The organism is Microbacterium sp. NPDC091676, from assembly GCF_044756645.1.
Taxonomy (GTDB): Bacteria; Actinomycetota; Actinomycetes; order Actinomycetales; family Microbacteriaceae; genus Microbacterium; species Microbacterium paraoxydans_D.
In genome coordinates this window covers 1-12,916 of sequence record NZ_JBIVTI010000002.1, presented here as the reverse complement: position 1 = coordinate 12,916, position 12,916 = coordinate 1, and the positions used below count along the sequence as shown (strand labels likewise).

Below are 12,916 nucleotides of genomic sequence, written 5' to 3'. Positions count from 1 at the left end.
GCGACCCCGCCCTTCTGCCTGCGTCCGCGCGGCGGTCGAGTGCCGGTGTCGCCGCCTCCGGCCCCGCCCCCGGTCCCGAGATCGTCGAGGACCCGACCGTTAAGGTAGAAGCATGACGTTTTCCGTCGCCGTCTCCGGCGCCTCCGGCTACGCAGGCGGCGAGATCCTGCGCCTCCTGGCCGCTCACCCCGACGTCGAGATCCGCACCGTCACGGCGCACTCGAACGCCGGACAGCCTCTCGTCGCCCACCAGCCGCACCTCCGCTCGCTCGCCCACCTCACGCTGCAGGACACCACGCCGGAAGTCCTCGCCGGACACGACATCGTGTTCCTGGCTCTTCCGCACGGCCAGTCCGGGCAGTACACGGACGCCCTCGGCGACACCCCGCTGGTGATCGACGCCGGAGCCGACCACCGGCTCACGTCGTCCGCGGAGTGGGACGCGTTCTACGGAGGGGCGTTCCACGAGCCGTGGACGTACGGCGTGCCCGAGCTCCTCGTCGGAGCCGGTAAGCAGCGGGAGGCGCTGCGCAGCGCGACCCGGATCGCCGCACCAGGGTGCAACGCCTCCACGGTGAGCCTCAGCCTCGCCCCCGGTGTCGCGGCCGGGGTCATCGACCCGGGCGACATCGTCTCCGTCCTGGCCGTCGGCCCGTCCGGGGCAGGCAAGAGCCTGAAGACGAACCTCCTCGCCAGCGAGATCCTCGGCTCCGCGAATCCCTATGCCGTCGGCGGCACGCACCGCCACATCCCGGAGATCCGGCAGGCGCTCGCCGCCGCCCGCCCGTCGACAGGCTCAGGCCCTTCGGCAGGATCAGGGGCCCACTCAGGGGCCCAGGACATCCGGATCTCGTTCACTCCGGTCCTCGTGCCGATGTCGCGCGGCATCCTCGCCACGTCCACGGCGCCGATCGTCGAGGGTGTGAGCGACGCCGAGATCCGTCAGGCGTGGGAGAGTGCCTACGGCGACGAGACCTTCGTCCAGCTGCTGCCGGAGGGGAGCTTCCCGCGCACCGCCGACGTGCTCGGGGCGAACACGGCGCTCATCGGCCTCGCGATCGACCGCGCCGCGAACCGCGTGACGGTGGTCGCCGCCGTCGACAACCTCGTCAAGGGCACCGCCGGAGCTGCCGTCCAGTCCATGAACATCGCGTTGGGGCTTCCCGAGACCCGCGCCCTCTCAGTGAACGGAGTCGCCCCGTGAGCGTCACCGCCCCCGCAGGATTCGAGGCGGCCGGGGTCGCCGCCGGACTCAAGTCGACCGGCAAGCCCGATGTCGCCGTCGTGGTCAACCGCGGTCCCCGCAAGGTCGGCGCCGCCGTCTTCACGAGCAACCGCGCGAAGGCCAACCCCATCATCTGGTCCCAGCAGGCCGTCGCGGACCGCGTGGTCGAGGCCGTCGTCCTCAACTCCGGCGGTGCGAACTGCTTCACCGGCAGCTTCGGGTTCCAGACCACCCACCAGACCGCGGAGAGGGCGGCCGAGCTGCTCGGCATCAGCGCGGGCGACGTGCTCGTCTGCTCCACGGGGCTCATCGGGACGGGCGACGAGGTCTTCCGCGAGAAGGTCCTCGCGGGCACCGCGCAGGCGATCACCGAGCTGAGCTCGGACGGCGGGGAGAGCGCCGCGCACGCCATCATGACCACGGACACCGTCGCGAAGACCGCTGTGGTGACCCGCGACGGCTGGACGATCGGCGGCATGGCGAAGGGCGCGGGCATGCTCGCCCCGGGTCTGGCGACGATGCTCGTGGTGCTCACCACCGACGCCGTGCTCGAACCGCTCCAGGCCGACGAGGCGCTGCGTCGGGCGACGGGGCGCACGTTCGACCGCCTCGACTCCGACGGCTGCATGTCGACCAACGACCAGGTGACGCTGCTCGCCAACGGCGCGTCCGAGGTCGTGCCCGATCTCGACGACTTCGCCGAGGCTCTCACCGCGCTCTGCCATGAGCTCGCGGTCAAGCTGCAGGGCGACGCGGAGGGGGCGAGCCACGACATCACGATCGAGGTGCAGCACGCCGTCTCCGAGCAGGACGCCGTCGAGGTCGGCCGCTCGGTCGCCCGCAACAACCTGTTCAAGGCCGCCGTCTTCGGCAACGACCCGAACTGGGGACGCGTCCTCGCGGCGATCGGCACGACGGCCGCGCAGTTCGATCCCTACGACGTCGACGTGTGGATGAACGGCGTGCGCGTCTGCACCGCCGGCGGCCCCGACCGCCCGCGCGAGGAGGTCGATCTGACGCCGCGTGCCACGCACCTGGTGATCGACCTCAAGGTCGGGGAGGCCACCGCCACGGTGCTCACCAACGACCTCACCCACGACTACGTGCACGAGAACAGCGCCTACGCCTCATGACCGACATCCAGGACACCACGCCGGACATCGCGGCGCAGAAGGCCACCACCCTCATCGAGTCGCTGCCGTGGCTGAAGAAGTTCCGCGACCAGATCGTCGTCGTCAAGTACGGCGGCAACGCCATGGTCTCGGACGAGCTGCAGGAGGCCTTCGCCCAGGACATCGCGTACCTCCGCTATGTCGGCGTGCAGCCGGTCGTCGTGCATGGTGGCGGGCCGCAGATCTCCGACATGCTCCAGCGGCTGGAGATCCCCAGCGAGTTCAAGGGCGGCTACCGCGTCACCAACACCGAGGCCATCGGCGTCGTGCGGATGGTGCTCACCGGTCAGGTGAACCCGCAGCTCGTCTCGAAGATCAACTCGCACGGCCCCATCGCCACCGGGCTCAGCGGCGAGGACGCCGGACTCTTCGGCGGCCGCCGCCGCGGTGTGATGATCGACGGCGAGGAGGTGGACCTCGGCCGCGTGGGCGACGTGGTCCAGGTCGACCCGACGCCGGTGCTCGATCACCTCGCCGCGGGGCGGATCCCGGTCGTGTCGAGCATCGCGCCCGACCTCGACCATCCGGGGCAGTCCCTCAACGTCAACGCCGACGCCGCGGCTGCCGCGCTGGCCGTGGCCCTCGGGGCGCGCAAGCTCGTCATCCTCACCGACGTGCCGGGGCTGTACGCCGACTGGCCCAACCGGGACTCGCTCGTGTCGCACCTCACGTCCGGCGCGCTCGTGGAGATGCTGCCGCGCCTGGAGTCGGGCATGATCCCGAAGATGCGCGCGTGCCTCGATGCGGTCGAAGGCGGCGTCGACGCGGCCGCGATCATCGACGGACGGGTGCCGCACTCGGTGCTCGTCGAACTGTTCACCAGCAAGGGAATCGGGACCGAAGTGGTCCTGGGAGAGAAAGGGGCGACGGCATGACCGTCTGGCAGGACGACGCGGCACGTGATCTCGTGCTCAACGCGGGGGAGCGCCTCGCGCTGCTGACCCGCGGTGAGGGCTCGTACCTGTGGGACGCCGAAGACCGACGCTATCTCGACTTCCTCGCCGGCATCGCCGTGACCTCCCTCGGGCACGCGCACCCGGTGTTCGTCGAGGCGGTGTCGCGGCAGGCCGCCACCCTCGCGCACGTCTCCAACTACTTCGCGACCCCGCCGCAGCTCGCGCTCGCCGCCCGGCTCAAGCGCCTGGCCGGCGCGGGGCTCGACGGTCGCGTCTTCTTCTCGAACTCCGGTGCCGAGGCCAACGAGGCCGCGTTCAAGCTCGCCCGGCTGCACGGCGGGGCGGAGCGTCCGCGCATCCTCGCGCTGGAGAACGGCTTCCACGGGCGCACGATGGGCTCGCTCGCGCTCACCGCCAAGGAGTCGATGCGTGCGCCGTTCGCGCCGATGCCCGGAGGCGTGGAGCACATCCCGGCCACGATCGAAGCGCTGGAGGCCGCGATGGACGACCGCGTCGCCGCCGTCATCGTGGAGCCGATCCAGGGCGAGGCCGGCGTCGTCGAGCTCCCCGAGGGCTACCTCGCCGCGGCGCGCTCGCTGACCCTCGCGCACGGAGCGCTGCTCATCGTCGACGAGATCCAGACAGGCGCGGGCCGGACCGGCGCCTGGTTCGGGTTCAGCCACGAGGGCATCACGCCCGACGCCATCACGCTCGCGAAGGGCATCGGCGGCGGATTCCCGATCGGCGCCCTCGTCACCTACGGTGCCGCGAGTGCTCTGTTCACGCCCGGCTCGCACGGCTCCACGTTCGGCGGCAACCCGCTCGCGACGGCCGTGGCGGACGCCGTGCTGGCCGAGATCGAGCGCGCCGACCTCGTCGACAACGCCGCACGTCGCGGTGCCGAGCTGCGGGACATCATCCTCGGCATCGACTCTCCGCTGGTCGCCGGGGTCCGCGGCCGCGGACTCCTCGTCGGTGTCGCGCTCACGGAGCCCGTGGCGGGTGCGGTCGTCGCCGCCGCCCAGGACCGCGGCCTCATCGTCAACGCCGCCAACCCCGAGACCGTGCGTGTCGCGCCGGCGCTCACCATCGGCGATGCGGAGCTGGCGGAGTTCCGCGAGCTGTTCGCCGCCGCTCTCTCCGACGTCCACACCTCCGCCACCGGAAAGGTCCCCGCATGACCCGCCACCTGCTGCGCGACGACGATCTGACGCCCGCCGAGCAGGCGGAGATCCTCGATCTCGCGCTCGAACTCAAGAAGGACCGCTGGGCGGACAAGAGCCTCGCCGGCCCCCAGACCGTCGCCGTGATCTTCGACAAGTCGTCCACCCGCACGCGCGTCTCGTTCGCGGTGGGGATCGCCGATCTCGGCGGCACGCCGCTCATCATCTCCACGGCGAGCAGCCAGCTCGGCGGGAAGGAGACGCCGTCCGACACGGCCCGGGTCCTCGAGCGCCAGGTCGCGGCGATCGTCTGGCGGACGTACGCGCAGGCGGGTCTGGAGGAGATGGCCGCCGGCACCCGGGTCCCCGTGATCAACGCGCTGTCCGACGACTTCCATCCCTGCCAGCTCCTCGCCGACCTGCTCACGATCCGTGAGCACAAGGGCGACCTGAAGGGCCTGACGCTGACGTTCTTCGGCGACGGTCAGAGCAACATGGCGCACTCGTACGCGCTCGCGGGCGTCACGGCGGGCATGCACGTGCGCATCGCCTCGCCGGAGGACTACGCGCCGCGCGCCGACGTCATCGAAGCGGCCGACCGTCGCGCCGGGGAGACCGGGGGCTCGATCACGCTCTTCACCGACCCTGTCGAGGCGGCCGCGGGCGCCGACGTCGTCGTCACCGACACGTGGGTGTCGATGGGCAAGGAGGAGGAGAAGCTCGCGCGGATCCGCGATCTCGGGGGCTACAAGGTCACGCCCGAGACCATGGAGCTCGCGCACGACGACGCGATCTTCATCCACTGCCTCCCCGCCGACCGCGGCTACGAGGTGGATTCCGCCGTCATCGACGGCCCGCAGAGCGTGGTCTGGGACGAGGCGGAGAACCGCCTGCACGCCCAGAAGGCCCTGCTGGTCTGGCTCCTCGGGAAGAAGGACGCGTGATGGCCGGCTCGCACGAAGGCACCAACGAGGGCGCGCTCTGGGGTGCGCGGTTCGCCACCGGTCCGTCGCCGGAGCTCGTCGAGCTGAGCCGCTCGACGCACTTCGACTGGATCCTCGCGCCGTACGACATCGCCGGTTCGCACGCGCATGCCACGGCGCTGGCCGCCGCGGGCTACCTGGAGCCGGATGAGGCCGCCCGGATGCACGAGGGCCTGGACGCCGTGGCGCGCAAGGTCGCCGACGGCACCCTGCAGCCGCAGCCCACCGACGAGGACGTGCACGGCGCGCTCGAGCAGGCGCTGATCGCCGAGCTGGGTCCGGAGCTGGGCGGACGTCTCCGCGCCGGCCGCAGCCGGAACGACCAGATCGCCACGCTCGTGCGGATGTACCTGATCGACCACGCCCGCGTGATCGCCCGCGACCTGCTGCGCGTGATCGATGCCCTCGTGGCGCAGGCCGAGGCGCATCCCGACGCGATCCTGCCCGGTCGCACGCACCTCCAGCACGCGCAGCCGGTATTGCTCGCCCATCACCTCCAGGCCCACGCCTGGCCGCTGGTGCGCGAGCTCGAGCGCCTCGTCGACTGGCGTCGTCGCGCCGGCGTCTCGCCGTACGGCGGGGGAGCGCTCGCGGGATCGACCCTGGGCCTGGATCCCGCGCTCGTCGCGACGGAGCTCGGCCTCGACCGTCCCGCCGAGAACTCCCTCGACGGCACCGCCGCGCGGGACATCGTGGCGGAGTTCGCGTTCATCGCGGCGATGACGGGTGTGGACCTCTCCCGGCTGTCCGAGGAGATCATCCTCTGGAACACCCGCGAGTTCGGCTTCGTCACCCTCGACGACGGCTACTCCACGGGTTCCAGCATCATGCCGCAGAAGAAGAACCCGGACATCGCCGAGCTCGCGCGCGGCAAGTCCGGGCGCCTCATCGGCAACCTGTCCGGCCTGCTGGCGACCCTCAAGGGCCTGCCCCTCGCGTACAACCGCGATCTGCAGGAGGACAAGGAGCCGGTCTTCGATTCGGTGCAGACGCTCGAGGTCGTGCTGCCGGCGTTCGCCGGGATGGTCGCGACGCTGCGTTTCCACACGGAGCGCATGGCCGAGCTCGCCCCTCAGGGGTTCTCGCTGGCCACCGATGTCGCCGAGTGGCTGGTGAAGCGGCGCGTGCCGTTCCGCGATGCCCACGAGATCTCCGGCGCGCTCGTGCGCGCCTGCGAGGAACAGGGGATCGGGCTGGAGGACGCGTCCGACGAGCTGCTGCTGTCGGTGTCGCCGCACCTCGTCCCGGAGGTCCGCGAGGTGCTCACGATCGAGGGCTCCGTCGCGTCCCGCACGGGCGTCGGCGGCACCGCTCCGGAGCGGGTGGCCGAGCAGCGCGCGGAGCTCGTCGCCCGCGCGCAGGCCGCCGCGCACGCGCTCGGCCTGTAGTCGCTCCGGCGGCGGCCTCGCCTCAGTGCAGGTCGCCGTCGGCGGCCGAGCGCTCCCACCGGGTGAACCGGACGGTCAGGCCCGCTCGGGTGGGCGCTGCCAGGAACGGTCCCGCCGAGACGGTCGCGTCGCCGGCGAAGGGCGCCACCCTGACCAGTCGCCACGGTCCGTCATCCGCACGGGCCCGCACGATCATCGCGTCCTCCCAGCGACTGACCCGGACCGTGATCTCGCTCTCGCGCCAGTCGTCGACGTAGCCGACCGACCAGTCCGAGCGGACGGCGGTCACGACGGCCCCCAGACCGAGATGGCCGTCGGCGAACTCGACGCCCGCTTTGATCCAGTGCTCGTCGTCGGCGCGCACGAAGAGGCCTGCCTGGTCGAACTGCCCCTCCCACGGCGCACGGAACGCGACCTCGATCGCCTCGCCGACGGCGAGCGGCGCGAGCAGCGCGTGCTCCGTGTCGTGCACGAAGCCGTACGCCGTGTGGCGCCAGGCGTCGCTGCCCTCGACGGCGGTGGCGTCGAGGTGGCCGTCGATGTGCGTCAGAGCGGGGGTGTGGGTCCAGGTGCCATCGGTCCAGTTGATGATGCGTGAATCAGGCATATTTCCTATCTATAGCTAATAGAGGCATAAACTGCGGATATTCGTGCTACGGTTATGACATGGTCATCGCCGTGATCGCCGACATCGTGGGCTCCCGGGAGCTCGGAGACCGGAGCGCCGCACAGCGCGCTCTGGACGAGACCATCGCGCAGGTGGAACAGGACCGTCCGTTGGCCGTCCAGCCGCTCACGCCCACGGTAGGGGACGAGCAGCAGGGCGTCTACCGCGAGCTGCCGGACGCGCTCCTCTCGCTCCTGATGATCCAGCTCCGCCTCCCGGAGGGACTCGCCTTCCGCTTCGGCGTCGGCGTCGGCGAGGTGCGACCGGTCGCCTCGGTGCACGGCGAGCTGGCGGACGGCCCCGGTTGGTACGCGGCACGCGCGGCGATCGAGACCGTGCACGCGCGCGAACAGCGCGCCGTGCCGCGCACGCGCACCTGGATTGTCGGCGCCCCGGGTCAGGATGAGGTCATGGAGACCGTGATCGCCGCGTCCAACGCCTACGTCCTCGCGCGCGACGAGCTGGTGGGGGCGATGAGCGCGCGCGAGCGCCACCTCACGTACGGGCGTCTGGTCGGCCGGTCCCAGCAGGAGCTCGCGGCCCAAGAGGGCATCTCGCAGCCCAGCGTCTCCAAGTCGCTGCGGAGCGCGGGAGCCGCCGCTCTCATCGAGGGCGTGGCCGCGCTCCGGGGGGAGTCCGCATGATCCTCGCCGGCTTCGTCCTCCTCGCCGTCGGCGCGACCGACCTCGTCCGGCAGTTCGTGCCACGGCGGTGGGTCGGGTACGTCGTGGCCGCGGCCGTGATCCTCCTCCTCGGCATCGGCGGAGACGCGCTGCTGCCCGCGCTCCTGGGGCTCGGCTTCGGAGCCCTGTGGGCATGGAGCATGCCGGACGCGGGGTCCACGCGCGCCGGGTTCTGGCCCGCGGTGGCGCTGGCCGCGCTCAGCATCGGCGCCGTCGTCTGGGGCGGAGCCCGCGACACCGCCGGTCTCATCGGCGAGATGTGGACGCTCCGCTCTCCTTTCGGCGAGGTTCCCTTCGACCTCGTCGTGCTCGCACTCGGGGCCGGTGTCTTCCTGCTCGAATCCGCCAACCTCGTGGTCCGTGCCGCTCTCGACGGCGAGCACACCTGGCGTCCGGCAGAGGTCTCGGCTCCGGCGCCTCCGTCCGACGCGACGTCGGACCCCGTGTCCGCGCCGGCGGACGCCGGCGAGACCGCCGCGGTGTCCGCGGTCATCCCGACCGATCCGCGCCACGGCTTCAAGGGCGGACGCCTCATCGGCCCGCTCGAACGCGTCCTCGTGATGATCCTCACGCTCGCCGCGGCCTATCCCGTGCTCGCGGCCATGCTCGCCGCCAAGGGCATCGTCCGGTTCCCGGAGATCTCGCGCGACGGGGAGACCGGCGCACGTGCCGAGTACTTCCTCGTCGGCAGTCTCGTGAGCTGGGTGATCGGTCTCGGCGCGGCGTTCCTCGTGTGGTGGGCGGCGCACAGCTGACACCCCCGCGCACGACGCAGCGGGAGGGTCGTGCGCTGCTAGCCTGGAGCGCGTGTCAACTCCCGCTCTGACGACCGCGCCGCAGGCGATCGACCCCACGTTCGAGAACGTGTGGGACGAGATCGTGTGGCGTGGCCTCGTCCACGTGTCCACCGACCAGGAGGCGCTGCGCGCCCTGCTCGCGGGAGACCCCGTCACGTATTACTGCGGCTTCGATCCGACGGCACCCAGCCTGCACCTGGGGCACCTCGTCCAGCTGCTCCTGCTCCGCCGCCTTCAGCTCGCCGGGCACAAGCCGCTCGGTCTCGTCGGCGGCTCCACCGGCCTGATCGGCGATCCCCGCCCCACCGCGGAGCGCACGCTGAACACCCGCGAGACGGTGGCGGAATGGGTCGACCGTCTGCGCGGACAGGTCGAGCGCTACCTCAGCTTCGAGGGCGACAACGCCGCCCGCATGGTGAACAACCTCGACTGGACGGCGCCGCTCTCCGCGATCGACTTCCTCCGCGAGATCGGCAAGCACTACCGCGTCGGCACGATGCTGAAGAAGGACGCGGTGGCCGCGCGCCTCAACTCCGACGCCGGCATCAGCTACACCGAGTTCAGCTACCAGATCCTGCAGGGGCTCGACTTCCTCGAGCTCTACCGCCAGTACGACTGCGTGCTGCAGACGGGCGGCTCCGATCAGTGGGGCAACCTCACCAGCGGCACGGACCTCATCCATCGGGTCGAAGGGACGTCAGTCCACGCGATCGGCACGCCGCTGATCACCAACAGCGACGGGACGAAGTTCGGCAAGAGCGAGGGCAACGCGATCTGGATCGATGCGGAGCTCACGAGCCCCTACGCGTTCTACCAGTTCTGGCTCAGCACGGCGGATGCCGACGTGATCGAACGCCTCAAGGTGTTCACGTTCCTGACCAGGGCCGAGATCGAAGAGTACGCCGAACTCGTCGCCACCGAGCCGTTCCGCCGCGCCGCCCAGAAGCGCCTCGCGCTCGAGGTCGTCGCGACGGTGCACGGTGTGGAGGCGACGGCGGCCGTGATCGCGGCGTCCGAGGCCCTGTTCGGTCAGGGCGACCTCACGACTCTCGACGCGGCGACCCTGCGCACGGCTCTGGACGAGCTTCCGCACGCGACGGTCCCCGCCGGTACCCCGGTCGTCGACGCACTCGTCGCGACCGGGCTGGTGTCGAGCCTGTCGGAGGCCCGTCGCGCCATCGCGCAAGGCGGCGTCTCGCTCGACGGCGAACGGGTGGAGGACGACACCGCGATCGTGCAGGGCACGCTTCCCGGCGGCGTCTCGGTGCTGCGCCGGGGGAAGAAGACACTCGCCGGCGTCTTCCTCGGCTGATCCCGGTCAGTCATGCCGTTCACTCCGAGTCACGCGATCGTGGCGTTGCCCTTCGTGCGCACGCCCCTGGTCCCCGCGGCGATTGCGATCGGAGCGATGACGCCGGACATCTCGCTGTTCCTGCGGAACGTCGGGCTCAACTACGCCTTCCTGCATGATCCGGTCCACGTCGTGTGGACGGCGCTGCTCGCGCTCGTGCTCTTCCTCCTGTGGCGTGTCCTGCTGCGCCCCGCGACCCTGGAGCTGCTGCCGGACCGGGTGAGCACGCGGCTGCCCGCCGGGTGGGGTGCGAGCGGACTCCGGGCCGGGGTCGAGACGTTGACCCGCGACGACCGCCCCCGGTATCGGTCCGCGCGGTCGCTGTATCCGTTCCTGCTCGTGCTCTCCGCGATGCTGGGGGTGCTCTCGCACATCCTCTGGGATGCGTTCACGCACGAGTCGCGGTGGGGCGTCGAGCTGCTGCCCGCGCTCGCGGACTCGTGGGGTCCGTTCGACGGCTACAAGTGGCTCCAGTACGCATCCAGCGCACTCGGCCTGCTGGGCCTGGCGATCTGGGCGGAGCTGTGGCTGCGGCGTGCGACACCGCGAGCGGGTGCGCCGCGGATCCTTCCGACGTTCGTGCGGGTCGCGTGGTGGCTCTCGCTGCCGGTGATCCTCGTCGTCGCGTGGGTCGGTGGACTGCTGGCGTTCGGTCCGCTCTCCGCCGACTTCACGGTGCAGCATCTCGCGTATCGGGTGCTGCCGCCCGCCTGTGCGGTGTGGGGCCTGCTCACCCTGGTCCTCTGCGTGGTCGTCGCCGTGCGACGGCCCCGCCTCGCCGTCTGATCCCGCTTCCCGGAGGCCTCCCGCACCGGGGGAACCGCTCACCAGCGTGGTGCGTCCGAACCCCAGGCATGCGGGGCGGCGAAGGTCAGCCCGGGGAGCGCCGGTGCCGCCGTCACGACCGGGACCCCGTCCACGTCGAATCGCGCGAGATGCGCCGACGCGTCGATCTCCGGAGCGCGCACGACATCCGTCGTGCGCGGCAGCGCGAGCAGCTCGGCGGCGACGCGGCGCAGCGACGTGCGCACGATGCGCGAGTGTCCGTCGCGCGCACGGAGCAGCCGGGTGAGTGCGGCGGCGAGGAGATAGCCGCTGCTGTGATCCAGCGCCTGGGCGGGGAGTGCGCCCGGCCGTCCGTCGTCGCCCTCGATCATCGCGATGCCGCTCTCCGCCTGGACGAGGCTGTCGAAACCGGCGCGCTCGGGATGATCGGGGCCCCAGGCGCTGAGCTGCGCGACGAGGAGACCCGGGTGCTGATCGACCAGAGCGTCGGGGGAGAGGCCGAGCCGATTCAGCGCGGCGGGCCGATACCCGAGCACGACCGCATCCGCCGACTCGAGGAGGGCGCGCAGTTCGGGGGACCGGGCGTCGAGACGTGCGGTGCGCTTGCCATGACCGGTGTCGAGGTGCTGCCACGGGAGCTCGGGAAGCTGCGGAGAATCGAGACGCAGCACGTCGGCACCGAGGAGAGCGAGAGTCCGTGTGCACACCGGTCCCGCGATCACTCGCGTGAGGTCCAGCACACGGAGGCCGGCGAGGGGCAGGCGCGCCGAGGCGCCGGGGGACGGGCTCCGTCGCTCGCGCCGCCGTGCGTCCCCCGCCTCGATGGTCGCGACGTCGAGGAGGGGAGTGCTCCGCAGGGCCTGATCGGCGTCCGGGTCTTCGCGGCGCACGGCGACGGCGAGACCACCGGCTTCGGAGATCCGGCCGACGGCCGCGTCGCTCGACAGGGCCGCCACCCTGCGGGCGACCGCCTCCGGACCCGCCGCGTCGGTCAGGCCGAGCGCGCGACGAAGCGCCCGAGCATGGTGCGGGTAGTTGCCGTGCGTCCGGATCCAGCCGTCGGAGCTCTCCCAGAATCTGGAGAGGGGCGCCCACACCGGCGGGGGAGCACCGTCGACCCGCAGGTACCGGTCGCTCCGATAGGCGACGGCCACTCGATGGGGATCGATGGACGCCGGGTCGAGTCCTGCGGCGAGGGCGACCGAGGCCACGCTGACGAGAGCGAGCTCCGCGGTCGCGGTGCGCGAGGGGAGCGGCACGGCATCCCGGGTGCGCAGGACGGCGAGGGCAGAGGCGGATGAGGACTCCTCGCCCATCTCCCGCCGGACGCGGGCGAGTAGATCGGCAGCGGCGGGGGACGGGTGCGGGGTCATGGGCGTGATGCTACTCCCGGCACCGATCCGGCCGGAAAGCGCCCCTGACCCGGCCGAAGAGCTGCGAGCTGCGGGTGCGACACGCCCGGGGTGGTGCGCCCGATTTGCCAGACCCCCGGAATCCACGTAACTTATTACTTGTTCGCCCCACAGGGAAGCGGAGAAGCCGAGAGCTTCACCCCCCTCAAGCGGAGAACCACTCCCGATCCTCTCTCACTTGAGAGATCTGGCGCTTGCGCCTAGGATGGGAGATCCACCCCTTCTGCGGCTGTCACCGGCTGCGCAGCGGATCCAAGATCCGCACGGCGCGCCGATTTGACAAGCGGGTCGGGATGGCTAAGATAGAGAAGTTGCCCTGCGGGCCTGGTCGTGATGGCTGGGTCGTGGGAGCATCCGATCCTTGAGAACTCAACAGCGTGCACTTGTCAAATG

The 12,916-nt window shown here is 71.3% G+C and carries 12 protein-coding genes; 10 read left to right on the top strand and 2 right to left on the bottom strand.

Annotated elements, in window-relative coordinates:
* The first annotated feature begins 112 nt into the window (after positions 1–112).
* Genes argC through argH form a run of 6 tightly spaced genes read left to right on the top strand, consistent with a single transcriptional unit; the run spans position 113 to position 6,827 of the window.
* The gene (argC, locus tag ACIQID_RS13125; RefSeq protein ID WP_400285836.1) at positions 113–1,204 is read left to right on the top strand and encodes an N-acetyl-gamma-glutamyl-phosphate reductase; all 1,092 of its coding nucleotides are present in this window, start codon (positions 113–115) and stop codon (positions 1,202–1,204) included.
* Positions 1,201–2,358, top strand: a complete 1,158-nt coding sequence (argJ, locus tag ACIQID_RS13120) for a bifunctional glutamate N-acetyltransferase/amino-acid acetyltransferase ArgJ (protein WP_400285833.1) — start codon at positions 1,201–1,203, stop codon at positions 2,356–2,358. The genes argC and argJ overlap by 4 nt, the downstream gene beginning before the upstream one ends.
* On the top strand, positions 2,355–3,272 hold the full coding sequence (gene argB, locus ACIQID_RS13115) for an acetylglutamate kinase (protein ID WP_312675112.1): 918 nt from the start codon (positions 2,355–2,357) through the stop codon (positions 3,270–3,272). The genes argJ and argB overlap by 4 nt, the downstream gene beginning before the upstream one ends.
* Positions 3,269–4,474 carry an acetylornithine transaminase gene (locus tag ACIQID_RS13110; RefSeq protein ID WP_400285829.1) on the top strand — a complete coding sequence of 402 codons (1,206 nt, stop codon included), beginning with the start codon at positions 3,269–3,271 and terminating at the stop codon, positions 4,472–4,474. The genes argB and ACIQID_RS13110 overlap by 4 nt, the downstream gene beginning before the upstream one ends.
* Positions 4,471–5,400 carry an ornithine carbamoyltransferase gene (gene argF / locus ACIQID_RS13105; RefSeq protein ID WP_312675109.1) on the top strand — a complete coding sequence of 310 codons (930 nt, stop codon included), beginning with the start codon at positions 4,471–4,473 and terminating at the stop codon, positions 5,398–5,400. Before ACIQID_RS13110 ends, argF begins: the two co-directional genes overlap by 4 nt.
* Positions 5,400–6,827 carry an argininosuccinate lyase gene (gene argH, locus ACIQID_RS13100; protein ID WP_400285824.1) on the top strand — a complete coding sequence of 476 codons (1,428 nt, stop codon included), beginning with the start codon at positions 5,400–5,402 and terminating at the stop codon, positions 6,825–6,827. The genes argF and argH overlap by 1 nt, the downstream gene beginning before the upstream one ends.
* 22 nt (positions 6,828–6,849) lie before the next feature.
* Here argH and ACIQID_RS13095 read toward each other — a convergent pair whose 3' ends face one another.
* Positions 6,850–7,434 (bottom strand): DUF1349 domain-containing protein, encoded by a 585-nt coding sequence (locus tag ACIQID_RS13095; RefSeq protein ID WP_400285821.1) that lies wholly within the window; start codon positions 7,432–7,434, stop codon positions 6,850–6,852.
* A 59-nt stretch (positions 7,435–7,493) separates the two neighbouring features.
* Here ACIQID_RS13095 and ACIQID_RS13090 point away from each other — a divergent pair, with 59 nt between their 5' ends.
* Genes ACIQID_RS13090 through ACIQID_RS13075 form a run of 4 tightly spaced genes read left to right on the top strand, consistent with a single transcriptional unit; the run spans position 7,494 to position 11,111 of the window.
* Positions 7,494–8,138 (top strand): SatD family protein, encoded by a 645-nt coding sequence (locus ACIQID_RS13090; RefSeq protein WP_400285818.1) that lies wholly within the window; start codon positions 7,494–7,496, stop codon positions 8,136–8,138.
* On the top strand, positions 8,135–8,932 hold the full coding sequence (locus ACIQID_RS13085; RefSeq protein WP_400285815.1) for a hypothetical protein: 798 nt from the start codon (positions 8,135–8,137) through the stop codon (positions 8,930–8,932). Before ACIQID_RS13090 ends, ACIQID_RS13085 begins: the two co-directional genes overlap by 4 nt.
* A gap of 52 nt (positions 8,933–8,984) precedes the next feature.
* Entirely contained in the window at positions 8,985–10,286 is a 1,302-nt protein-coding gene (gene tyrS, locus ACIQID_RS13080) for a tyrosine--tRNA ligase (protein ID WP_331201808.1), read from the top strand.
* Between the two features lie 12 nt (positions 10,287–10,298).
* A complete protein-coding gene (locus ACIQID_RS13075) occupies positions 10,299–11,111 on the top strand; it encodes a DUF4184 family protein (protein ID WP_400285810.1) in 813 nt (270 codons plus the stop codon).
* Between the two features lie 38 nt (positions 11,112–11,149).
* Here ACIQID_RS13075 and ACIQID_RS13070 read toward each other — a convergent pair whose 3' ends face one another.
* Entirely contained in the window at positions 11,150–12,484 is a 1,335-nt protein-coding gene (locus tag ACIQID_RS13070) for a CoA transferase (protein WP_400285807.1), read from the bottom strand.
* Between the last annotated feature and the right edge of the window lie 432 nt (positions 12,485–12,916).